This is a genomic window from Thermodesulfovibrio sp. 3462-1 (genome assembly GCF_040451425.1).
Classification (GTDB): Bacteria; Nitrospirota; Thermodesulfovibrionia; order Thermodesulfovibrionales; family Thermodesulfovibrionaceae; genus Thermodesulfovibrio; species Thermodesulfovibrio obliviosus.
Genome location: NZ_CP144374.1, coordinates 309,821 through 333,592 on the forward strand (window position 1 = coordinate 309,821; position 23,772 = coordinate 333,592).

23 protein-coding genes and 1 CRISPR repeat array are annotated in these 23,772 nt (G+C 35.2%); of the genes, 12 read left to right on the forward strand and 11 right to left on the reverse strand.

The window, feature by feature from the left end; translation table 11 throughout:
* Nucleotides 1–11 precede the first annotated feature (11 nt).
* The 3 genes from V4D31_RS01525 (at nt 12) to V4D31_RS01535 (ending at nt 3,570) form a co-directional block, all read left to right on the forward strand.
* Nucleotides 12–1,082 (forward strand): ribonuclease Z, encoded by a 1,071-nt coding sequence (locus tag V4D31_RS01525; RefSeq protein WP_353686487.1) that lies wholly within the window; start codon nt 12–14, stop codon nt 1,080–1,082.
* Between the two features lie 104 nt (nt 1,083–1,186).
* Nucleotides 1,187–2,314, forward strand: coding sequence for an ATP-binding protein (locus V4D31_RS01530; RefSeq protein WP_353686488.1), 1,128 nt, complete (start codon nt 1,187–1,189; stop codon nt 2,312–2,314).
* On the forward strand, nt 2,287–3,570 hold the full coding sequence (locus tag V4D31_RS01535; protein WP_353686489.1) for a sigma-54 dependent transcriptional regulator: 1,284 nt from the start codon (nt 2,287–2,289) through the stop codon (nt 3,568–3,570). Before V4D31_RS01530 ends, V4D31_RS01535 begins: the two co-directional genes overlap by 28 nt.
* Here the strand turns inward: V4D31_RS01535 and V4D31_RS01540 are convergent.
* From V4D31_RS01540 to mtnA, 6 genes are read right to left on the reverse strand one after another with little or no spacing between them, the layout of a single operon-like run.
* Entirely contained in the window at nt 3,548–4,765 is a 1,218-nt protein-coding gene (locus V4D31_RS01540) for a saccharopine dehydrogenase NADP-binding domain-containing protein (RefSeq protein WP_353686490.1), read from the reverse strand. The genes V4D31_RS01535 and V4D31_RS01540 overlap by 23 nt on opposite strands.
* Nucleotides 4,766–4,774: 9 nt before the next feature.
* Nucleotides 4,775–5,422, reverse strand: a complete 648-nt coding sequence (locus tag V4D31_RS01545; RefSeq protein WP_353686491.1) for a protein-L-isoaspartate(D-aspartate) O-methyltransferase — start codon at nt 5,420–5,422, stop codon at nt 4,775–4,777.
* A gap of 15 nt (nt 5,423–5,437) precedes the next feature.
* Complete coding sequence (locus V4D31_RS01550; protein WP_353686492.1) at nt 5,438–6,820, reverse strand: NAD(P)/FAD-dependent oxidoreductase; 1,383 nt, start codon at nt 6,818–6,820, stop codon at nt 5,438–5,440.
* On the reverse strand, nt 6,804–7,553 hold the full coding sequence (gene surE / locus V4D31_RS01555; RefSeq protein WP_353686493.1) for a 5'/3'-nucleotidase SurE: 750 nt from the start codon (nt 7,551–7,553) through the stop codon (nt 6,804–6,806). Before surE ends, V4D31_RS01550 begins: the two co-directional genes overlap by 17 nt.
* On the reverse strand, nt 7,553–8,521 hold the full coding sequence (locus tag V4D31_RS01560; RefSeq protein WP_353686494.1) for a polyprenyl synthetase family protein: 969 nt from the start codon (nt 8,519–8,521) through the stop codon (nt 7,553–7,555). Before V4D31_RS01560 ends, surE begins: the two co-directional genes overlap by 1 nt.
* Nucleotides 8,518–9,546: an S-methyl-5-thioribose-1-phosphate isomerase gene (mtnA, locus tag V4D31_RS01565; protein WP_353686495.1), complete on the reverse strand. Its 1,029-nt coding sequence runs from the start codon at nt 9,544–9,546 to the stop codon at nt 8,518–8,520. The genes V4D31_RS01560 and mtnA overlap by 4 nt, the downstream gene beginning before the upstream one ends.
* A gap of 69 nt (nt 9,547–9,615) precedes the next feature.
* Between mtnA and V4D31_RS01570 the strand changes: the two genes are divergently transcribed.
* Nucleotides 9,616–10,566, forward strand: a complete 951-nt coding sequence (locus tag V4D31_RS01570) for a radical SAM protein (RefSeq protein WP_353686496.1) — start codon at nt 9,616–9,618, stop codon at nt 10,564–10,566.
* Here the strand turns inward: V4D31_RS01570 and V4D31_RS01575 are convergent.
* Nucleotides 10,540–11,019 carry a metallophosphoesterase gene (locus V4D31_RS01575; RefSeq protein ID WP_353686497.1) on the reverse strand — a complete coding sequence of 160 codons (480 nt, stop codon included), beginning with the start codon at nt 11,017–11,019 and terminating at the stop codon, nt 10,540–10,542. The genes V4D31_RS01570 and V4D31_RS01575 overlap by 27 nt on opposite strands.
* On the reverse strand, nt 10,997–11,728 hold the full coding sequence (locus V4D31_RS01580; protein WP_353686498.1) for a segregation/condensation protein A: 732 nt from the start codon (nt 11,726–11,728) through the stop codon (nt 10,997–10,999). The genes V4D31_RS01575 and V4D31_RS01580 overlap by 23 nt, the downstream gene beginning before the upstream one ends.
* Nucleotides 11,729–11,758: 30 nt before the next feature.
* On the opposite strand from V4D31_RS01580, the gene glp reads away from it, so the two are divergent.
* On the forward strand, nt 11,759–12,994 hold the full coding sequence (gene glp, locus V4D31_RS01585; RefSeq protein WP_353686499.1) for a gephyrin-like molybdotransferase Glp: 1,236 nt from the start codon (nt 11,759–11,761) through the stop codon (nt 12,992–12,994).
* Here glp and V4D31_RS01590 read toward each other — a convergent pair.
* From V4D31_RS01590 to selD, 3 genes are all read right to left on the reverse strand, one after another.
* Complete coding sequence (locus V4D31_RS01590; RefSeq protein WP_353686500.1) at nt 12,984–13,856, reverse strand: NAD-dependent epimerase/dehydratase family protein; 873 nt, start codon at nt 13,854–13,856, stop codon at nt 12,984–12,986. The genes glp and V4D31_RS01590 overlap by 11 nt on opposite strands.
* Before the next feature lie 41 nt (nt 13,857–13,897).
* A complete protein-coding gene (locus tag V4D31_RS01595; protein WP_353686501.1) occupies nt 13,898–14,377 on the reverse strand; it encodes an Hsp20/alpha crystallin family protein in 480 nt (159 codons plus the stop codon).
* A 105-nt stretch (nt 14,378–14,482) separates the two neighbouring features.
* On the reverse strand, nt 14,483–15,505 hold the full coding sequence (selD, locus tag V4D31_RS01600) for a selenide, water dikinase SelD (RefSeq protein ID WP_353686502.1): 1,023 nt from the start codon (nt 15,503–15,505) through the stop codon (nt 14,483–14,485).
* An 83-nt stretch (nt 15,506–15,588) separates the two neighbouring features.
* Here selD and mltG point away from each other — a divergent pair, with 83 nt between their 5' ends.
* The 7 genes from mltG (at nt 15,589) to V4D31_RS01635 (ending at nt 23,766) form a co-directional block, all read left to right on the forward strand.
* Nucleotides 15,589–16,584, forward strand: a complete 996-nt coding sequence (gene mltG / locus V4D31_RS01605; RefSeq protein WP_353686503.1) for an endolytic transglycosylase MltG — start codon at nt 15,589–15,591, stop codon at nt 16,582–16,584.
* Nucleotides 16,577–17,647, forward strand: a complete 1,071-nt coding sequence (gene ispG / locus V4D31_RS01610; RefSeq protein ID WP_353686504.1) for a flavodoxin-dependent (E)-4-hydroxy-3-methylbut-2-enyl-diphosphate synthase — start codon at nt 16,577–16,579, stop codon at nt 17,645–17,647. The genes mltG and ispG overlap by 8 nt, the downstream gene beginning before the upstream one ends.
* 1 nt (nt 17,648) lies before the next feature.
* A CRISPR array of direct repeats spans nt 17,649–20,016; the repeat unit is 36 nt; unit sequence GTCGCAATCCCTTTTAAATGAGGTCAAGTTTCCTAC.
* Nucleotides 20,017–20,193: 177 nt separating this feature from the next.
* Entirely contained in the window at nt 20,194–20,394 is a 201-nt protein-coding gene (gene rpmE / locus V4D31_RS01615; RefSeq protein WP_353686505.1) for a 50S ribosomal protein L31, read from the forward strand.
* A 98-nt stretch (nt 20,395–20,492) separates the two neighbouring features.
* Nucleotides 20,493–21,374, forward strand: coding sequence for a DUF1385 domain-containing protein (locus V4D31_RS01620; protein ID WP_353686506.1), 882 nt, complete (start codon nt 20,493–20,495; stop codon nt 21,372–21,374).
* On the forward strand, nt 21,367–22,428 hold the full coding sequence (prfA, locus tag V4D31_RS01625) for a peptide chain release factor 1 (protein WP_353686507.1): 1,062 nt from the start codon (nt 21,367–21,369) through the stop codon (nt 22,426–22,428). The genes V4D31_RS01620 and prfA overlap by 8 nt, the downstream gene beginning before the upstream one ends.
* On the forward strand, nt 22,425–23,276 hold the full coding sequence (prmC, locus tag V4D31_RS01630) for a peptide chain release factor N(5)-glutamine methyltransferase (protein WP_353686508.1): 852 nt from the start codon (nt 22,425–22,427) through the stop codon (nt 23,274–23,276). The genes prfA and prmC overlap by 4 nt, the downstream gene beginning before the upstream one ends.
* Nucleotides 23,260–23,766, forward strand: coding sequence for a C39 family peptidase (locus V4D31_RS01635; protein WP_353686509.1), 507 nt, complete (start codon nt 23,260–23,262; stop codon nt 23,764–23,766). Before prmC ends, V4D31_RS01635 begins: the two co-directional genes overlap by 17 nt.
* Nucleotides 23,767–23,772: the final 6 nt, after the last annotated feature.

Sequence of the window (23,772 nt, forward strand, 5' to 3'; positions counted from 1 at the left end):
AGATTCCTCCATTGAAAAAGTTTCTGGATAATGTCACAAAAGTGCTTTTCATTTTGTATAATTATACCATTGTGGCAAGACTTTTTCATTATAGAGTTGTAAATGATGCCTTTGGAGACCCTTGTGTTTTTGTAAGGCTTCTTAGGGAAAGGAGAGCTTTGCTTTTTGATGTAGGAGACATAAGAAAAATTCCCTTTAATGAAATACTTAAAGTAAGCGATATTTTTGTAACTCATACGCATATTGATCATTTTATAGGATTTGATCAGGTTATAAGAGCTGTTTTAAGAAGATCTGAACCCTTGAGAGTTTACGGACCTGACAATATTATAGATTGTGTTTATGGAAAACTCAGGGGGTATACCTGGAATCTCGTTTCAGATTATCCATTATCAATTGAGGTTTTTGCAATTACAAAAAAAAAGATAAAAAGAGCAAGATTTTGTGCTAAAAATAAATTTAAAATTGAAAAATTACCAACTCTGCCAAGACAGCAGTGGATTATTGAAGACCCCCTTTTTAAAGTTAAAGCAGAAGTTTTATCTCATGGAATACCTGTAATTGCCTATTCGATTGAAGAGGATTTTCACATAAATATTAAAAAAGTAGAGCTTGAGAAAAAAGGCTTTGTAGTAGGTCCCTGGCTTGGACAGCTTAAAAAATTAATTAAACTTTATTATGAATATGATCCTCAAAAAATGCTTAAACCTAAACAGGTTTCAGTGAAAATCAATACTTCAAAGGGAGAATTTTTAGTGGAAGAGCTTTTTGATATTTTAAACATCTCAAAGGGAGAAAAAATCTCTTATGTTATGGATGTAGCTCCAGTAGAAGAAAACATAAAAAAAATAATAGATTTTGTAAAAGGCTCGGATGTTCTATTTTGTGAAGCCTATTTTTTAAGTAAAGACATGGAGAGAGCAATTGAAAGAAATCATCTGACTGCTGCTTTAGCTGGTAAAATTGCAAAAGAAGCAGAAGTTAAGGAGTTTATAATCCTCCACATTTCCCCAAAATATATTAACAATCCAGAGGAAGTTTACAGAGAGGTGGAATTATCAAGGTTTCAAGGTTTACGGTAAGATTAATTATATCTTCCTTAGTTTTCTTTGCCTCTTTAACTCAGTTAATCAGTGCTTTTTTTCTTTACAAAAATGCAGAACGCGCTACAGAGCAATCTCTTCAGATGCAGGCAATAGGAATTACAATCACTCTTAACAGTGTTCTCCAGGCTTCTGATATTGACCAAATTAAAAAACATGGTAGCACAATCTTTTCAGAAATCTTACTGGATGAGAGATGGGAAGGGGTTGCCTTTATAGCTCTTTATAATAAAAAAGGAAATGTGGTGTTCCATTCTAATCCTGCCCTGATAGGGAAAAAAATTCAGGAAGTAATTGCAATTTTTCAGGAGAAAACTCCCTATTATCATTATCTTGTTCTGGGCACAGGAGAAAAAGTTTTTATATCAGATACAAAAATAATTCTCCATGGGCTACCCTATCTTTTAAGAGTTGCTTTACATAAATATCCAGCTGAGGCTATTTTAAGAAATACAAAAATACATATACTTTTTATGGCTTTTACAGTAGGATTCCTTATTCTGGCAGGTTTTTTTACAACAATACTTTTAAGTAAAATAGAAAAAATGCAGATTAAAATGAGGGAGCTTGAAAATCTTTCAATGCTTTCACGAGTTTTAGCCCATGAAATAAGAAATCCCCTTGGAAGCATAAAGGGATTTGCCCAGTATCTTATGAAAAAGATTTCAGAGGCTTCTTTAAAAGAGTATCTTGAAATAATTGTAAAGGAGAGTTTGAGACTTGAAAGACTTACTGAAGAGCTATCACAGTATGCAAATCCTCAAAACATTAACATCCAGATGGTTAATCTCAAAGAATTAATTCATGACACAGTTTTACCTTTTATAGTTGAACACAGGGAAATATTTTTTGATTTAGACTTAGATGAAATCTACCTGAACACAGACAGTGATAAAATGACACAGATTATAAGTAATATTCTTCAGAACTCTGTTTTTGCCGTATCAGAAACAGAGGATAAAAGAATTAATATAAAAGCAAAAAAGATCAATGGTAAAATAAAAATTGAAATATCCGATACAGGAACTGGAATGGATGAAGAGACTTTAAAAAAAGCGCAAGAGCCTTTTTTTACGACAAAGCCAAAAGGCACAGGATTGGGTCTTGCAATAGTAAACCGTCTGTGTGAGATTTTAAAGATTAATCTGGAAATTAAAAGCAAAAAAGGACAGGGAACAAAGGTATGTCTGACAGTGCCAGAATCGTTATAGTTGAAGATGATCCCTCCTTTGCCTCTTTCCTTAAAACAATTCTTGAAGAAGAAGGATACACTGTAAAGGTGTTTAATGACCCTCAGATTGCCTTAAAAAATATCAGGAATTTTTCTCCCCATCTTATAATTACAGATTTAAAGATGCCGAAAATGGATGGTATTGAATTTATTGAAAAGGCAGAAGATGTTGTAAATACAGAATTTATTGTAATAACAGCTTATGGCACAATCCCTACTGCAGTAGAAGCAATAAAAAAGGGCGCAATTGATTATATCACAAAGCCTCTTTCATCTCCTGAAGAATTTTTAAAACGCATAGAAAAAGTTTTAAAGAAAGGACATTACAGTGAAGAACTTGAGCTACCTCCATATGAGATCCTATTTGCAGGAATTGAAGAGGTCTATCAGATGGTTAAAGAAGTGGCAAAGACAGATACAACAGTAATTCTCTATGGTGAAACAGGAACAGGTAAAACAGCTATTGCAAAAGCAATTCACATTATGAGCGGCAAGAAAGGCGCTTTTGTTGAGATAAATTGTGCTTCAATTCCTGAAACATTGATAGAAAGTGAACTTTTTGGTTATGAAAAAGGTGCTTTCTCAGGAGCAATAAAACAAAAATCAGGTAAAATTGAGCTTGCCCAGAATGGAACTCTATTTCTTGATGAAATAGGAGAATTAACTCCATCAATTCAGGCAAAATTTTTAAAAGTGCTGCAGGACAAAAGTTTTGAAAGAATTGGAGGGCTACAGACTCTTAAAACAAATGCAAGATTTATCACTGCAACAAACAGAGACTTAAAACAGCTTGTAAAAGATGGAAAATTCAGGGAAGATTTATATTTCAGGCTCAATGTCTTTCCAATTACCATTCCTCCTTTAAGAGAAAGAAGACAGCATATAACTAAAATTGCTGATTATCTTATAGAAAGGATTTCTAAAAAGCTTGAAAAAGAGATAAAAAAATTGAGCAAAAAATCTGTAGAAACCATTAAGAATTACTCTTTTCCAGGAAACATAAGAGAGCTTGAGAACATTCTTGAAAGAGCAATAATCCTGTCAAAAACAGAGGAGATTGAGATAGAAATTGAAAAAGAGGAAGAATTGGATGAGAATAATATTAAAAGTCTTGAAAAAAAAGCAATAATAGAAGCATTGAAAAAAACTGGCAGCAATAAAAAACTGGCAGCTCAGTTACTTGGTATTTCTTTAAGAACTCTTTACAATAAAATTAAAGAATTCGGATTGGAGTAGTTTTTTCCCTGGTGAGTTCTTCTAATGTAACATTGAATCCTTCTTTCTTAAGTTCAGAGAAGATTTTTCTTCTTATAAACTTTGGTAAAGCTTCTGGAGCAAACACGCCCTGCTCAAGGGACTGAATTTTCTTTATAAATTTTGCCATAATTCCCGCTACTAAAGCAGTGGGATAAGAGACATGAGTAGAGCCAGGAGCAATTTTTATAAGTTCTCTAATGGATGGAAATATTAAGTAACCTCTTAATGTTTTTCTTTTTCCCTGTAGTTTTCCTGAGCATTCTACAACAATGCCAAAGGTTGCCTCTTCAAGCACTCCTTCTTTCACTTTTTGAATTATTTCTCTAATTGAAGCAACTCTTTTCGTGATTTTCAAAAGAATTTCATATGGCGAAACTCTCCCTCCATTAATTTTCAATGGATTGTCACTTAAAAGCCCCATATTATAAAGAGCCATTAGAAACTCTATATCAGAGCCTGCAGATTTAAGATTTCCTGATTTTACTTTGAGAAATCGTGGTAAAGTGGAGATTTCATCTCCGTAAACAAGATAGGCTTTTCTTTTACCAATGGGCTCTGGATAATTATAATACTCAGGCTCACCAAAGGGTTCTCTAAGATTAAATTTCCCTTTTTCATAAACAAGTGGAGGTGACAAAATATCACTGAAAAGCACTTTAGGAGACCATGACCATATTGTTCCAGGTGGTTTTTGATCTTCAAAAATTCTAATTTTAATTGTATCCACACTGTCAAATTTTGAAGCAAGCTCACCGGCAATCAGGTTTGTCAAACCAGGACTTATACCTGTATTTATTAATCCAACGATTCCTTTTTGTTTAAAATCCTGAGAATATTCAAGCTGTTCAGGATTCATAAGGTCTTCAAGATTTGAAGCAAGATCCTGATAGTTAACAGCATATTTTAATGCAATCTCTATTATTTTTCTGTTAATTGCTGGTGTTGCAGAATTTATTACTAAATCAGTATCCCTGATCAATTTTTCTAAGGAAGGACTATCATTTACTGAAACTCTGTGTAAAGTTATTTTTTTCTTAGTGTTTGCAAATTCTTTGAGCTTTCTGAGATTTCTAATACTTTTATCAGCGCATTTTATTGTAAAATCTGTTTTTTCAAGAAAATACCTGCAAAGAAAAAATCCAACTGCTCCAATACCAATTACAGCAATCTTCATAAATCCTAATTACTCCTCTTTCCATCCATACTTTCCTATTAATGGAACAAAGGCTACAGGAATCAGATAATGCCTTTCAAGTTTACTGTCTTTTTTTATTGCTTTAAGCATATACTGAGAGTATCGTTCACCAACAGGAGCAACAATAATTCCACCTTCTTTTAATTGCGCAACGAGCGGTTCAGGTATATCTGGAGTGGCTGCAGTTATTATTATTCTATCAAATGGAGCTTCTTCTGGAATCCCTTCTGTGCCATCTTTTATATAAACTTTAATATTTTTAATCCCCAATTTTTCAAATCTTTGTTTTGCTTCATCTGCCAGTGGCTTGATTCTTTCGATTGTATGAACTTCTTTTACAAGTTCTGCAAGAATTGCAGCCTGATACCCAGAGCCTGTACCTATTTCAAGAACCTTTTCATCTCCTTTAAGCTCCAGCAATTCTGTCATCAAAGCAACTATGTAAGGTTGAGAAATTGTCTGGCCATAACCAATTGGAAGAGCTCTGTCATCATAGGCACTGTCAATGCTATCTTCTGGTACAAAAAGATGTCTCGGAATTTTTTTCATTACCTCAATAACCCGTTTATCTTTGATGCCTCTTTCAATGATCTGAGTTTCAACCATCCATTCTCTTAAGTGTTTAAATTTATCCATTTTTCATTATAACATTTAAGTCCGTTTCAATATCTCCCTTGCTACAAGAATACCTGATACCGAAGCTTGAATCAAGCCCCTGCTGATTCCTGCTCCATCTCCTGCAGCAAAAAGATTATCTATTTCTGTTTCAAGACTTTCAGTTAGTTTAAGCCTCATACTGTAAAGTTTAATCTCTACTCCATAAAGAAGCGTATGATTTGAATTTATACCTGGCATAACTTTATCAAGGGCTTCAAGCATTTCAAGAATATTTATAAGATAACGATAGGGCAAAACAAAACTGAGGTCTCCTGGTGTAACATCCTTAAGTGTGGGTTGAACCGGGTTCTTGAGAATTCTTTCAGATGTTGATCTTCTTCCTTTTTTAAGATCACCAAGCCTTTGAATTAAAACTCCATGACCAAGATAATTTGCAAGCCTGGCAATGCTCTGCCCATAAAGAATTGGCTCACGAAAGGGTTCTGTGAAGTATGTGCTTGAAAGAATCGCAAAGTTGGTATTGTCTGTTTTTTTATTAGCATAACTGTGACCATTTACAGTCCATATTCCATTTATGTTTTCTCTGACAACTTCGCCATAGGGATTTACACAGAATGTTCTTACCATATCATCAAAAGTTTTTGAATAATAAATAAACTTTGGTTCATAACAGACTCTGGTAAATTCATCGCAAACTGAAGCAGGAACTTCAACTCTCACACCTATATCAACAGGATTAAGCTCTGTGTTTAATTTTAGCCTTTTTGCTTCCTCATTTAACCAGCTACTTCCTGCTCTTCCAGGTGCAACAACAATGTATTTTGCATAGAATTTTCTTTTATCTTTAAGTTCAATTCCTGATGCTTTAGTTCTGTTTACAATGATTTTGAATGCTTCAGAATCAAAGATTATATCAGCCTTTTTTGAAAGCTCCTCTTTTATTGCTTTAAGAATCTCAGCACATCTTTCAGTTCCAATGTGTCTTATTTTTGATGGAATAAAGAGAAGTCCGCTTTTTGCTGCTTGAGCTTTGATTTTTTCAGCTACCTCAGGTTCTGGTTCATAGAGTTTTTCTGGAGCACCGTATTTAAGATAGATTTTATCAACATAATCAATAAGTTCAACGAGGCTGTCTCTATCTATGTATTTATCTAAAAATCCACCAATTTGAGGAGAAAGATTAAGCTTTCCATCGCTAAAAGCTCCTGCACCTCCCCATCCACTTAAAATATCGCATACTGCACAGTGAGCACACTTTCCTGTTTGCTCCATCGGACATTTTCTTTTTTCAATATCCTTTCCCTTTTCAATAAGTAAAACTTTTAATGAGGAATTATTAATTATCTCTAAGGCTGTAAAAATACCAGCAGGTCCTGCACCAACAATAATTACATCATACTTATTCTTCAATGCCATGTCTTTTTAAATAATCCAATGCCTGATAATTTGTTAAATCAATATGAAGCGGAGTAACTGATACATATCCTTCCATTATTGCCTGAATATCTGTTCCTTCCATTTTCTGCCATGATACAATTCCGCCTCCAATCCAATACTGTTTTTCTCCCCAGGGGGAGAAAATTTCATGAATTGAGTTTTCATAGGAACGTTTACCCTGCTTTGTTATTTTTATTCCATTGATTTCCTGTAAAGGTTTATTGGGCAGGTTAATATTTAAAAGAGTATCATGAGGAAGCCCCTTTTCAAGTATGAATTTTGCTATTTTTAATGCGTAATAACATGCTGTTTCATATCTGAAAGGTCTTTCTCCAACTATAGATATTGCAAAGGAGGGAACTCCAAGAATTGTCCCTTCAATAGCAGCTGAAACAGTTCCTGAGTATGTTATGTCCTCGCCAAGATTAGCTCCTTTGTTTATGCCTGACACAATTAAATCAGGTGCACGGGGCAAAAGTTTTTTCACTCCAACAACAACACAGTCAGTGGGAGTGCCGTTTACACTGTAGCAGCCCTCTCTTATTAAATCCACTTTAAGGGGTCTGTGCATTGTAAGAGCATGACTTACAGCAGAGCGATCTCTGTCTGGTGCAACAATGTATACTTCACCAAGTTCCTTTAAATATTCTGCCAGAGTTTGAATCCCTTTTGAGAAAAAACCATCATCGTTTGTTACAAGAATGAGCGGCATTATTTACTCCTTAGGGTAATATAATCAGCGATCATAAAAAGCCTTTTTCTGGCTTCAGAGTCTGGAAACACCTGAAGAGCCTTTTTTGCTTTATCTATGTACTGCCTCACTATTTCCATAGATGATTCTATGCAGTTGTATTGTTTTAGATAATTTAAAATTTTTAAAAGGTTTTCTTCTGAAAAATTGTCAGATTTTATAATGCCTACAATTTCTTCCTTTTCTTGAGCTTTTTTCATTAATTCAATAAGAGGAAGAGTAATTTTACCTTCCATTAAATCCTTGCCAAGTTTTTTGCCAAGTTCTGACTCCTGTGCTACATAATCAAGAATATCATCTACCATCTGAAACGCTATGCCTATATTATTTCCAAACTCAGTTAAAGCCTGAAGCTTTTCCTGTGGAAGTTCTCCTAAAATTCCTGCAATCCTACACGCAGCTCTAATTAATCCTGCAGTTTTTCCTGTTATTATTTTTATATATTCATCAAAAGTTATTGTTGGATCTCCTGCTTTCATAAGCTGAAGAATTTCTCCTTCAGCCATCTGAGATGTTGCCAGAGATAAAGCTTCCATTATCGGAAGACTTTCCTGTGCTACTGATATATGCAATGCCTTTGCATAAAGATAATCACCAAGTAGCACTGTAACCTGATTTCCCCATATTTTATTAGCGGAAACTTTGCCTCTTCTCAGGTCTGCTTCATCAACCACATCATCATGAAGAAGACTTGCAGTGTGAAGTGCCTCAATTACTGCAGCCAGGATAACCCTTTTGTATTCCCTGTAACCAACAAGGTCTGCACTTGAAAGCAAAAACAATGGCCGAAGTCTTTTTCCACCAGAGTTTACAATATATGCTCCTATTGTAGGAATTAAAGTAGCCTCTGACTGAAAAATGTTTATAAGCTCTCTTTCTACCTGTTTAAGTTCATTTTCGTATTGTTTGAATATATTCTGAAAATTCATAAGTTAAATCTCAGTTGATCTGGTTTAAAAATCCCTTTTTCAGTAATAATTGCTGTTATGTAATCAGCAGGTGTTACATCAAAAGCAAGATTTATTACTTTAATTCCTTCTGGAGCAACTCTCACTCCTTTAATAGTTGTTACTTCTTCCGGGGCTCTTTGTTCAATTGGAATCATATCTCCGGAAGGTATACTTAAGTCAATGCTTGAGGAAGGAGCTGCTACATAAAAAGGAACATTGTTTTCCCTGCAAAGAACAGCTAAGGAATATGTGCCGATTTTATTTGCTACATCACCGTTCCTTACAGTTCTATCTGTGCCAACAATTGCAAAATCAATCATACCTTTTCTTAGTAAAGCGCCAGCTGTGTTGTCACATATTAAGGTTACATCTATTCCAGCCTTCATGAGTTCAAAAGCTGTAATACGAGCGCCCTGAAGCACAGGTCTTGTTTCACAGGCAATTACTTTAAATTTTATTCCATTTTCCTTTGCAAGATACATTGGTGCAGTTGCTGTTCCGTATCCACCTGTTGCCAGTGCTCCGGCATTACAGTATGTTATAACAGTGCATCCTTCTTTAAAAAGATGTAAGGCATTTTCACCTATGCGTTTGTTTGTCTGTATATCTTCTTCATGAATTTTTAAAGCCTCATTTATTATTAAATCTTTGAGTTCAGAGACAGATAAAGAGGCATTTTTCTCTATCAGATTTTTAATTCTGTCAACAGCCCATTTTATATTTACAGCAGTTGGTCTTGTATTTATAACCCTTTGAAAAACAGGATTTAAATCTGAAAGAAATTTTTTAGCAGAAGATGACTTTAAACCGATAGAAGCGACTGCCACAGCATAAGCAGCAGCAATTCCTATTGCAGGAGCACCTCTTATTGAGAGATTTTCAATTGCCTGAGCTATTTCTTCATAATGCGTGCATTTTATGTATTCAATTTTTTCTGGCAAAAGCCTCTGGTCAAGTATATAGACAGCACCATTTTCCCATCTTATAGACTGAAGCATAGGCATATTATAACAATTTTTGCCAGGCTAAATCTTTTTCCCAAATGATATAATTAAAAAACAGGGAGAATTTCAATGAGTTCATCTAAGGCTCAAAATGTAGCTTATTTAAATTTATCAGATAAAGAGTTTAATCAAAAGATTGAAAAAGCATTTGAAATTCTGAAAGATTGCACTCTCTGCCCGAGAAATTGCCATGTTGACAGAATCTCGGGTAAAAAAGGAGCATGTAAAGTTCTTATAAAACCCTATGTTTCAAGCTGGGGACCGCATTTTGGAGAAGAAGCTCCTTTGGTTGGAAGATACGGTTCAGGAACCATATTTTTCGGTTTTTGTAATCTCAGCTGTGTATATTGTCAGAACTGGACAATAAGCCATCTTGGAGAAGGTGAAGAAATCTCCTGTGATGAGCTTGCTCAAATTATGATTTTTCTTCAAAATTCAGGCTGTCACAATATAAATCTTGTAACACCAACTCATCAGGTTCCTCAAATTATTAAATCAATTTACATTGCCCGTGAACAGGGACTCAGAATTCCGATTGTTTATAACTCGGGTGGTTATGAAGCAATTGAAACTTTAGAAATTCTTGATGGAATCATTGATATTTATATGCCTGATTTTAAATATGCTGATAATGCTCTGGCTGAAAAGTATTCAAAGGTTAAAAAATACACTGAGTTCGCAAAAAAAGCTTTGAAGGAGATGCACAGGCAGGTTGGAGATCTGATTATAAATGCAGAAGGAATTGCAGTTAGAGGACTTCTTGTAAGACATCTTGTTTTACCAAACAACATTGCAGGAACTGAAGAGGTAGTGAAATTTATTGCTGAGGAAATCTCAAAAGATACATACATAAACATTATGGATCAATACAGGCCCTGCTGGCAGACAGATAAGTATCCTGAATTAAACAGAACAATAACGCACAAGGAGTTTGAAGACGCTGTGAATATTGCTTTAAAATACGGACTAACAAGAATTGACTGCCTTATTTATTCAAAGAGATATTACCGCTGGCTCTAAACTATCAAGATCAAGGACCACAACAGTTGCCTTTCCATAAAGCCAGCCACAGGCCTCCCCAGGATTTATGATCAAAGTATTGTTTACTCTGCGAATATCAACTTCATGCATGTGTCCATAAACGATTAGATTAAATCTACCTGATTGAGCAAGTGCTTCAATTGTCTGAGGTTCATGCATCAATGCAATTTTTTTACCTTCAATTTCTAATTCTCTTATTTGTGGTTGGATTCTTTCTCCATACATTTTCTTTAAAAGAACTTTATCTCCATCATTATTTCCAAAAACTCCGTAAAACTCACCTTCAAAGTCTTTAAAAACTCTCCATGTAAAGGGAGAGACAAAATCACCTGCATGAATTATTGCTTTTACATTGTTTTCTTTAAAAATTTTCAATGCCTTTCTTATGTTTTCCATATGATCATGGGTGTCAGAGATAATTCCTATTTTCATTTCTTTCCTCCAAATTTATTAAAATTTTTCCAAAAGGTTTTTCCTGATAGGCTATGGCAATTCTGAGTTTTATTAATTCCAATAATGCAAGAAAAGTCACTATAATTTCAAGTTTTGATGAGTTATATTTAAAAAGTTCATAAAAATCTATTGATTTTTTAAATCTCAGCAAATTGAGAATCTGTTCAATTTTTTCCTCAACCTTTATGGTTTCCTTTGGAACATATATTCTCGGCTGAGGTTTATCAAGTATTTTCTTTAAAGCCTGTAAAAGGTCAAATATATTCAATTCCTCAAGAAAAAATTCCTCCTGTTTTGATGTACTTCTTGAAAAAGCCAGGGACCATACTTCATATCTTTCTTTAAGAATTTTAGAGGCTTCTTTGAAATTCTGATATTCTATTAATTTTTCTACCAGTTCTTTTCTTGGGTCTTCTTCCTCAGGTTCTTGCACTGGAAGAAGCATTTTTGACTTTATATAAATCAATGTAGCTGCCATAACAAGAAACTCTGAGGCAATTTCAAGGTCAAGCTCTTTCATAAGTTCAAGATATTCAAGATACTGCTTTGTAATTAAAGCAATCGGAATGTCATAAATGTCTATTTTATTCTGTTTAATAAGATGAAGAAGCAAATCTAAGGGACCTTCAAATACGGGTAAATTAACCTGAATCATTTTATAGTATTTTAGCACAATCTTAGCTGGCATATCTCAGTTTTTTTCTTGTATAATAAATCTATGCTTGATAAAAAATATCTGCTCCCTCAGGATGCTTTAAAGCTTATACTACATAACCTTAAACCAGGATGTCTTACAGTTGAAACAATTCCAATTGAGAAAGCTTATGGAAGAGTTACAGCAGAAGACATTCTTTCTCCTGAAGATCTTCCTGGCTTTGAACGTTCTACTGTTGATGGCTTTGCTGTAAAAGCTTTTGATACCTTTGGCGCAAAAGAAAGCTCTCCTGTTTATCTCACAGTTAAAGGTGATATAGCAATGGGGGCTATACCCCATTTTTCTCTATCAAATGGTGAAGCTGCGTCTATTGCAACTGGAGGTATGCTGCCTGAAGGAGCTGATGCTATTGTTATGATAGAGCATGTTAATGTAATATCAAATGATTTGATTGAGGTTTTAAGGGCTGTTTCTCCTGGTGAAAATGTTATATTCCGTGATGAGGATGCAAAAAAAGGAGAAGTTGTTATAAAGGCAGGACACAGGCTTAAACCTCAGGACATAGGCGCTCTTGCTGGAGTGGGAATAACAACTGTTAAGGTTTTTAAGCAACCTGTGGTTTCTATAATTCTTACAGGAGATGAAATAATTCCTCACACTGAAAAAGTTACTCCTGGAAAAGTAAGGGATGTAAACTCCTTTACCCTTGCAGGGCTGTGCTATGAAAATGGCGCTGTTCCTTTAAAAATGGGAATAGTGAGAGATGAATATGATAAGCTTAAAGAAACTGTTCAAAAAGCTTATGAAATAAGTGACATAATACTTATTACTGGTGGAACTTCTGCTGGGGTGAAGGATTTAACAGCAAAGGTTATAGATGAACTTGGCTCGCCAGGGGTGCTTTTTCATGGTGCTTCAATAAAGCCAGGAAAACCTGTTATTGGGGCAGTATGCAATGGCAAACCTGTTTTTGGACTTCCTGGTCATCCTGTAGCTGTTTATATATGTTTTGAACTATTTGTCAAACCCGTAATTCATCATATGCTTAAAGTAACAGATAAAAACTTTAAAAAAACTGTAAAGGCAAAGATTTCAAGAAATATTCATTCTCAGGCTGGGAGAGAAGATTTTATAAGGGTATATCTTGAAGAGCATAATGGTGAGATATGGGCAACTCCTTTGTTAAGTAAATCCGGACTTATAATGAGCCTTGTAAAAGCTCAGGGAATTGTTCGTATTCCCTCTGAGCTCATAGGATTGTCAGAGGGACAAGAAGTTCTCATTGAGATTATAGATTAGATGCGATAGCCCACTTTATTTGTTCTTTATAAGGAATTGGCTTTCTTCCTAAAAGAGCTTCTATTTTCAAAGCTTCAGAGTCTTCACAGATGTTGTCTTTCCACATCATTTTGTACTGCTCCTGAGCCAGTATTTTAAGAAAAAACTTTGGAAAAGGAATAAAAATAACTTTTTTCCCAAAATATGTTGCAAAGTCATGAACAATATCACGTAGTGTTACTCTTTCATCTCCGCAAAGTTCAAAGATACCGCTACTGTGGTAATCTATGGCATTAATAAAGCATTCTGCTACATCTCTTACATCTACTGGTTGAAAGTAATAATTACGAATATCAGGAAATATTAAAAATGGCAATTTTTTAAGAACTCTCCTGAGCTCTAAAAAAAGGAGCTGCTGTGGTCCGATAATAAAAGAAGGTCGAAGTATCACAAATGGGATTCCAGTTTTTATAAGTTCCTTTTCAGCTTTAAATTTTGTAATATGATATTTAGATGGAGCCTTTTCATCAGCTCCTAATGCGCTCATATGAATTATTTTTTCAATCGGGAAGTCTTTTAAAATCTCATAAAGAGTCTTTGGATACTCATAATGGACTTTTTCAAACGTAGATTTTTGAGTTTCCTTAATAATTCCAATAAGATGAATCACATATTGAGGGTTGATAATTTTCAGGATTTCTCTTAATTTTTCCTGATCTGTGAATTCATTGAGTTGATAAATTTTTATATTTTTTCCAAAGAGAGATTTTGCTTTTTCAGGATTTCTTACAATTAAATGAACATCATATTTTTTTGTTAAAGCCATGTTTACAACATGTCTTCCAACAAAACCTGTTCCGCCTGTAATTAACAGTTTTTTCATAAAAATTCAAGGAGGGCATGCGCCCTCCTTGACCTGTTTAGTTATTCAATTTTTAGCTTCACTTCTTTTTTCTTTGCTTCTTCAGTCTTGGGAATTCTTATCTCAAGCACACCATTTTCAAATTTTGCCTTTGCTTTGTCAGTTTGAACCTCCACTGGAAGTCTGAATGTTCTTGAAAAGGAGCCATAAGAGCGCTCATATCTGTAGTAGTCTTTCTTTTCCACTTTTTCTTCTTTCTTTTTCTCACCAGAGATGGTAAGATAATCATCAGTGATTTTAACTTCAATGTCCTCTTTATTTATACCTGGAAGCTCTGCCTTGACAACCAGATCATCGCCTTCCTCAAATATGTCTACTGCTGGAGAAATAAACTCAGCTTCTTCTCTTAATCTTGGCACAAATGTTCTAAACAGAGAGAAAGGCCTTCTCATAATTTCATCAAAAACACGCTCAATTTCCTCAAAAGGAGAAAGAATTGAAGGTTCAACCCTTGCTACATCCTTTGTTTCTTTTCTTGTCATGGCTTACACCTCCTTTTAAGTGATATTGACATTATCTAACTAAATATATCATTAAAACTCCACTTTTGTCAAGAGGTTTTATTAAATTATTTTATACAATTTATATCAAATTAAAATAACCTTGCCATGGCTTTTTTCCAGAACCTCACCTACTGCGGTTGCTTGAATCCCCTTTGAATTCAATTTTGCAATCAAATCATCTGCTTTACTGGAGGCTACAGAGATAAGAAGTCCTCCTGAAGTTTGAGGGTCAGAGAGAATATCAAGGGTTACAGGGTCTGTTTTGCCAGTGTCGATCAATTTTGAGCAGTAGTTAATATTTCTTCTTCCACCTGCTGGAACAATTCCTATTGAGGCAAATTCATAAACTCTTGGTAACACTGGAACTTTATCTTTCCATATTTTTATTGTTACTTTGCTTGCCCTTGCCATCTCAAGAGCATGTCCTATCAGCCCAAATCCTGTTATATCTGTGCAGGCATTGACTCCAGTTTGCATCATTGTTTCAGAAGCTTCTTTGTTAAGGAGAGTCATTGTTTTTGTAAGAAGCTCTGTTGTTTCAGGATCAAGAAGTTTTCCTTTGAGCGCTGTTGATAGAATTCCTGTGCCAATTGGTTTTGTCAAAATTAAAATATCTCCTGTTTTTGCACCTCTGTTTGTAACAAATTTTTCAGGATGAACAACTCCAGTGGCTGAAATTCCGTATTTTATTTCAGGATCTTCAACACTGTGTCCACCTATCATAAACGCTCCTGCTTCTTTGAGTTTGTCAGCGCCTCCTTTCAGGATTTCCTTCAAAATTGATTTATCCATCTCATTTACTGGAAAACAAACAATATTCAGTGCCAGAAGAGGTTTTGCACCAACTGCGTATATGTCACTTAAGGCATTTGCAACTGCTATTTGTCCAAAGTCATAAGGATTATCCACAACAGGAGTGAAGAAATCAACGCTTTGCACAATAGCGATTTCTTTATTTAAACGATAAATTCCTGCATCAGACCAGTCTTCAGAGCCAATCAAAATATTGGGGTCTTTGGGTAAAGGAATCTCTTTTAGTATTTCTTCAAGGTCCCCTGGACCTATCTTTGCTGCTCAGCCAGCAGCCTTAACTTTTTCTGTAAGCATTTTAATACCTTGTTGTTTTTTTTAATTTTACCATAATTTTAAATAGTTTGCCATTTAATGTTTCCATTTGCTAACATTAAATAATGAAACTCTGGAAAGCTGTAGCAATTGTTTTTGCAGGCTATTTTTTATTTTTGACACTTTATGTAACAATAGAACTTACAAAACCTATAAATATCTCCGAGGATACAGAAGTTTACATACCCAGGGGTGCAACATTTTCCTCAATAGCTAAAACTTTTAAAGAAAAAGGGATTATCAGAAACGAGACTCTTTTCATTATAATAGGAAGAATTTACGGAATTGAAAGAAAAGCAAGGGCTGGATATTATCTGTTTACTAAAGAAATGACAGTGCTTGATGTTATCAAAAAGCTTCTTCAGGGAAAGATCTTAGAATATACTATTACAGTTGTTGAGGGTGACAGTCTATACGAGATTGCTGAGAAGCTTTCAAAAATTAATCCTGATTTTAAAGATAAACTATTTCAGCTTGCATATGACAAAGCATTTCTTCGGTCTTTACAAATTGATGCGCCTTCGTTAGAAGGATATCTTTTCCCTGATACTTATAACATTCCAAAAGGACTGGATCTTGAAGAGATTGTCAGACTGATGGTAAAGAGATTCTGGGATGTTTATGATTCAAATTTAATGAAAAAAACAAAAAAAATTGGCTGGACAGTGAATGAAGTAGTTACGCTTGCATCAATAATTGAGAAAGAAGCAAAATTAGATGAAGAAAAGCCTTTAATTTCAGCAGTTTATCACAATAGACTTAAACTTGGAATGCCTCTTCAGGCTGATCCAACAGCAATTTATGGGGTTAAAAGATATAAGGATGGAGTCACAAAAAAAGACCTTAGAAACCCCTCTCCATACAATACTTACATAATTAAAGGACTTCCACCAGGACCCATTGCTTGTCCTGGATTAAAATCAATTTTAGCTGCTTTGAATCCTGCTAAGGTTTCATATCTTTATTTTGTATCTCGCGGGGATGGAACTCATGAATTTTCCTCTGACTATAAAACACACATTTCAGCTATAAGTCAAATAAGAGGTAGCAGAGTTGATTGAAAGAAGAAAGACAAGAAGAATTTATGTTGGAGATGTTTCAATCGGAGATGGAGCTCCTGTAAGGGTTCAGTCAATGACTAAAACAGATACTCGAAATGTTAAAGCCACTGTCAGACAGATAAAAACACTTGAAAAAGCAGGTTGTGAAATAATAAGGGTTGCAGTTCCTGATGAGGCTGCTGCAAAAGCATTAGGAGAAATAAAAAAAATGATAAAAATTCCTTTAATTGCAGATATACACTTTAATTATAAACTTGCGCTTGAGGCAATTAATCAGGGAGTTGACGGATTAAGAATAAATCCTGGAAATATTGGAGCAAAATGGAAGGTTAGGGAAGTGGTTAATGCTGCAAAGGACAAAAGGATACCAATAAGAATAGGAGTTAATGCAGGATCTTTACCAAAAGATTTAATTGAAAAATACGGAGGCTGTACACCTCAGGCAATGGTTGAGGCAGCAGAAAGGCACATCGAAATTCTTGAAGAACTTGATTTTCATGATATTAAAGTTTCATTGAAAGCATCAGATGTTATGAAAACAGTTGAAGCTTACCGTGCTTTCAGCAATAAATATGACTATCCACTTCATGTTGGAATTACAGAAACAGGACCTGTGCCAGAGGGTGTTGTAAAGAGTTCCATTGGCATAGGACTTCTTTTACTTGAGGGGATTGGAGATACAATAAGAGTTTCTCTTACAGATTCTCCTCAGGTTGAAGTTAATGTGGCATACGAGATATTGAGGGTGACAGGATTAAGACAGTTTGGAGTTGATATAATAAGTTGTCCTACCTGTGGAAGATGTGAGGTGAATATTAAAAAAATGGTGAAAGAGGTAAAAAAAGCTCTGTCGTATATAAAACAGCCTATACAGGTAGCTGTAATGGGCTGTTCAGTTAATGGTCCTGGAGAAGCTAAGGAAGCAGACTTTGGAATAGCAGGAGGACGCAGACAGGGAATAGTTTTTGCAAAAGGAAAAATTATAAAAACAGTAAAAGAAAACAAGCTTGTAGATACCTTAGTTGAGGAAATTAGGAAATCCATTGGTACAATGCATCATTAATGTCGCAATCCCTTTTAAATGAGGTCAAGTTTCCTACCAAGGATAAGCCTTTGGGGTACAAGGGGGAACCCGATGTGTCGCAATCCCTTTTAAATGAGGTCAAGTTTCCTACGAGGTAGAGAAATGGATGATAGGTATTATTTGGATTGGAGGTCGCAATCCCTTTTAAATGAGGTCAAGTTTCCTACTCCCGTGTCCGGGAGTGGGTAAGCAAACTCCCGGTCTCGTCGCAATCCCTTTTAAATGAGGTCAAGTTTCCTACTTCCTCCAGACTGGAAGGATTTGCCAAAGGAAGAAATAGTCGCAATCCCTTTTAAATGAGGTCAAGTTTCCTACTAAAAAATGAAAAACATTTTACTAAAATGGCAAAAGTCGCAATCCCTTTTAAATGAGGTCAAGTTTCCTACGGCAGAAGAGAATGTTAATCCGTAAAGGGAGCACTGTCGCAATCCCTTTTAAATGAGGTCAAGTTTCCTACAAAAAGAATGTACTGTAGTTTCTTCCCCGAGAACGTCGCAATCCCTTTTAAATGAGGTCAAGTTTCCTACATTTCAAAACTGAAGAAGATTGCCAAAGAGGTATATGAGTCGCAATCCCTTTTAAATGAGGTCAAGTTTCCTACCCTCAAAGAGATAGATCCAAAAGCTATAGTTGAAAAAGGTCGCAATCCCTTTTAAATGAGGTCAAGTTTCCTACATTTCAAAACTGAAGAAGATTGCCAAAGAGGTATATGAGTCGCAATCCCTTTTAAATGAGGTCAAGTTTCCTACAAACGGAAGACGGACGATATTCAGTAGGAGAGACGGGGTCGCAATCCCTTTTAAATGAGGTCAAGTTTCCTACAAAAAGCAGTCCAGCAAGATGGCCTGCAGAAAAGTCGCAATCCCTTTTAAATGAGGTCAAGTTTCCTACAGTTCATAAAAGAGAACTTGTCCCGTGAGATTGAACGTCGCAATCCCTTTTAAATGAGGTCAAGTTTCCTACCTCTATCCCAGCGGATTAATAGAGGAAAAGATTGAGTGTCGCAATCCCTTTTAAATGAGGTCAAGTTTCCTACCCCCTCTGGGAGGCAGGCATTCGGATCACCCCCAGGAGGTCGCAATCCCTTTTAAATGAGGTCAAGTTTCCTACAAGATTTGCTGCCAAAGGTTTTAGGGTTGACAGGGAGACGTCGCAATCCCTTTTAAATGAGGTCAAGTTTCCTACTTAACAAAATTGATTAGGTTCCTCCTCATTCATAACATGTCGCAATCCCTTTTAAATGAGGTCAAGTTTCCTACAAAATGGTGAGAAATGGTTATTTTACACGGATGCTCAGTCGCAATCCCTTTTAAATGAGGTCAAGTTTCCTACAGTCTATACTCCTGCAGGAAATCCCTTGAGAAAACCCGGTCGCAATCACGTTGAGCTACAGCCTGTTGTATCTAAAGAGTTAAAGGAAATCCCTTGAGAAAACCCGGTCGCAATCCCTTTTAAATGAGGTCAAGTTTCCTACCCTTGGAGGATGCCTCCAGACCCCTCTATCATACGGAGTCGCAAACCCTTTTAAATGAGGTCAAGTTTCCTACATTTATAAATGGCAGGTGAGTTTAATCTTTGGTCCCACACGTCGCAATCCCTTTTAAATGAGGTCAAGTTTCCTACAAGAATTTCAATTTCAAGACAAAAAGAGATTGATGTCGCAATCCCTTTTAAATGAGGTCAAGTTTCCTACGAATATTCCATACCAAAGGATAACAGTGCAGATGGGTCGCAATCCCTTTTAAATGAGGTCAAGTTTCCTACAGCATTTCCGACATTTAGGAGCAATTCAGAATGCTATGTCGCAATCCCTTTTAAATGAGGTCAAGTTTCCTACCTCTATGGAGCCCGAAGACGTCGGGATCCACTTTGTCCTGTCGCAATCCCTTTTAAATGAGGTCAAGTTTCCTACAGTTGGAGGAAGGCGTCAGAATTATTGGGGCTTTCCGTGTCGCAATCCCTTTTAAATGAGGTCAAGTTTCCTACACAATATTTTTCTTTGTATTGTACGTTTTTGCCTAGTCGCAATCCCTTTTAAATGAGGTCAAGTTTCCTACGTGTAAAGATGATTAAAGCTTGTTTTAGAGTAAGAGTCGCAATCCCTTTTAAATGAGGTCAAGTTTCCTACCCACTCTGCCCGAGTTTTTTAGTGAGTTCTTTAGTGTCGCAATCCCTTTTAAATGAGGTCAAGTTTCCTACGGCACACAGCATCGTAGAGACATTAGGAATTACATTTTAGTCGCAATCCCTTTTAAATGAGGTCAAGTTTCCTACGTTAAGCAAGAGCCAAAGAATTCAGTTAAACAAATTTGGTCGCAATCCCTTTTAAATGAGGTCAAGTTTCCTACTTCAATATTTTCAGCTCTTGTTTAAATTTAATCCAGACTTGTCAAAGACCAAAATTTTTTATAAATTAAAGCATAAATTGATAAAAAAAGTCAATCCCAGGCAGAAAAATTTACAATTGCTTGCCAAAATTTTTTATTTCAGGATAAAATTAAATATTAAACTTGAGGGAGGACAAAATGAAAGAGAAAATTCATCCTGAATACAAAGAGGCAAAGGTTATATGTGCCTGCGGTGAAACTTTTATCACCCGTTCAACAAAACCTTTAATTAAGGTGGATATTTGTTCTAAGTGTCATCCTTTTTACACAGGAAAGCAGAAAATTGTTGACACAGAAGGTAGAGTAGAAAAGTTCATGAAGAAATACAGTAAAAAATAGCTGTAAAAAGTTTTCTCAGGGGGTTAGAATTAAATTTTTATTTTTTCTAACCCCTTTTTGTTTGTCCTTGAATCTTAAAATGTAGGAGAAACTATAAGATGAAAGATACAATAGGTGGACAGGCTGTAATTGAAGGCGTGATGATGAAATCAAAAAAAGCATGGGCTGTGGCTGTAAGAAGTCCAGAGGGTGAAATTGTCATAAAATCAGAAGAATTTAAAAAACAAAGCATTGTGACAAAAATTCCCGTAATAAGAGGTTTTTTTATTCTTCTTGAAACTTTATGGCTTGGCATGAAAGCAATTGATTTTAGCAGTAAAGTCGTATTTAAAGAGGAAAAATCAAGCACGGGGAGTTTTGCTTTCTCATTATTTCTGGCATTTTTAATTGGAATACTTCTCTTTATTGTTTTACCTTTATATCTAACAAAACTGTCAGCCTATTTTATTGAAATGGTAACTACAAATTCCTTTGTTTTTAATTTGATAGATGGTATTTTGAGAGTTTTAATATTCATAGGCTACATTTTTGCAATAGGCATGTGGAGCCAGATGAGAAAAATTTTTGCCTATCACGGTGCTGAACACAAAACAATAAATGCCTTTGAAGCAGGTGAAGCTCTAACCCCTGAAAATGTAAAGAAATACTCAAGATTGCATGCAAGATGTGGTACAAGTTTTATTTTTATTGTGCTTGTAATAAGCATCATTGTATTTTCAATGATTCCATCTTCATGGAACTTTGTTTTAAAAGCTTTATCAAGAATTATACTTTTACCATTAATTGCTGGAGTATCCTACGAGATATTAAAAATTTCTGCTAAATGGCGTAATAATTTCGTAGGTAAGATTATTATACTGCCCGGATTGATTTTCCAGAAAATAACAACCCATGAGCCAGATAGCTCACAGATAGAGGTTGCTTGTGAAGCTTTAAAAGCTGTTTTAAAATTGAATGCAGGAGGAGGAATAAATGATTGAAAAACTCACAGAAATTGAAAATAAATATGAAAAGATAACTCAAGCACTTTTAGATCCAAAAGTGCTTTCCAATAAAGAAGAATATATGAAATACTCAAAAGAAAGTCAGCAACTGGAAGGGATTGTTACAAAATTTAGAGAGTATAAAAAAATTATTCAACAGATGCAGGAAGCTGAAGAAATAATTAAATCAGGGGATTCAGATTTAAAAGAGCTTGCTGAAGAGGAATTACAAAAACTGAAAAAAATAAAGCCTCAGATTGAACAGGAACTGAAAATTCTGCTTTTACCAAAGGATCCAAGGGATGAAAAAAATGTAATTCTTGAAATAAGAGCAGGCACAGGTGGTGAAGAAGCAGCACTTTTTGCAGCAGATTTATTTAGAATGTATGCAAAATATGCTGAATCAAAAGGATGGAAAATAGAGATTCTTGACAGTCATCCTACTGGATTGGGAGGTTTTAAGGAAGTAATTGCTTTGATTTCTGGCAAGGGTGCTTTTAGCAAACTGAAATATGAAAGCGGGGTTCACAGAGTTCAAAGGATTCCTGTTACAGAAGCATCTGGTAGAATTCATACATCTACTGCAACAGTAGCTGTGCTTCCTGAAGCAGAAGAAGTTGATATAAAAATTGATGAGAAGGATTTAAGAATAGATACCTTTTGTTCTTCAGGTCCAGGAGGACAATCTGTAAATACAGCCTATTCAGCAGTAAGAATTGTTCACTTGCCAACAGGAATAGTTGTTCAATGCCAGGACGAAAGGTCTCAGATTAAAAACAGAGAAAAAGCTATGAAGGTTTTGAGAGCTCGTCTGCTTGAAATGGAAAGGCAGAAAAAAGAAGCAGAAAGAGCAGCTGAAAGAAAAGAGCAGGTTGGCACAGGGGAAAGAAGTGAAAGAATAAGAACTTATAACTTCCCTCAAAATAGAGTTACTGATCATAGAATAGGACTTACTCTTTACAAACTTGAGCAGGTTTTAAATGGAGAGATTGATGAAATAATTGATGCCCTGATTGCCTACTATCAGGCTGAGAAACTTAAAGAGATGTGAAGGCTCTTGAAAAAATAAAACAGCTTGTTGGCAAATTTTCTATTGATCCGAAAGAAGCACAGCAAATTGTCTGTCATGTTTTAAAAATTGAAAAGGTTCAACTTTATACCAGAAATCCTGAAATAACTTCTGATGAAGAGCAAACTATGAATTTTTTTGTTGAAAGAAGGCTAAAAAGAGAACCCCTCCAGTATATTCTTGGAGAATGCTTTTTTTACAACCTTAAAATAAAGGTAGGACCGGGAGTATTAATTCCAAGGCAGGAAACTGAAATTCTGGTAGATGAAGTGTTGAAGAGTAAAAATTTAATTGCACATACAGGACAGAGAATACTTGATTTATGCACAGGCTCAGGATGTATTGCTTTAGCAATAGGTAAAAATATTCCTGAATTCCAGATTTTTGGCATTGATATTTCAGAAAAAGCAATAAAATACGCAGCAGAAAATAAGGTATTGAACAATGTAAAAAATGTTTTTTTTCTTGTTGGAGATTTATTTAATCCCTTTAAAGAAAAAATTTTTTCCTGTATTACAGCAAATCCCCCTTATGTAAAAACAGGACAAATACATGAATTACAGCCTGAGATTAAAAACTATGAACCTCTGGAAGCATTAAATGGAGGGATAGATGGACTCATTTTTTATAGAAAAATTCTTGATGGCGCTAAAAAATATCTTTTAAAGAATGGATTGATTTTTTTAGAGATAGGAGCAGGACAGGCAGATGAAATCTGTGCTTATGCATTGATGAGAGGTTTTGAGGTAAGCAATGTAGTAAAAGATCTTGCAGGAATTCAAAGAGTTATGATATTAAAAAACAGTAAGGCAGATGAAACTCAAATTTAGAAATATTTTTCTTTTTTTAATGTTGCTAACATCTTTTGCCTCTGCCGAAGAGTATATTATACAATCTGTTCCTTTTTTTCCTTCAGAGGATTTTCAATGCGGTCCTGCATCCTTAGCAATGGTTTTAAATTTTTGGGGAGTAAAAATCACTCCAGAGGAAATTGCAAGGGAAATTTACAGTAAAGATGCTCGTGGAACAGCTGATTTTGACATGATTATGTTTACAGAAAAAAAGGGATTCAAGGCGTTACAATACAGAGGAAACATTGAAGATATAAAAGAAAAGATAAAAGCTCAGAAACCGTTGATAGTCATGACAGATGAAGGATTTTGGTTTTATAAGAAATATCATTACATGGTAGTTGTCGGATTTGATGAATCTACTGTTATAGTAAATTCAGGAGCTGAAAAGCATAAACGAATTGATACTGAAGTTTTTATAAAAAAATGGGGAAAAACAGGATTTTGGACACTTTTAATAGAGAGATAGGGAGGG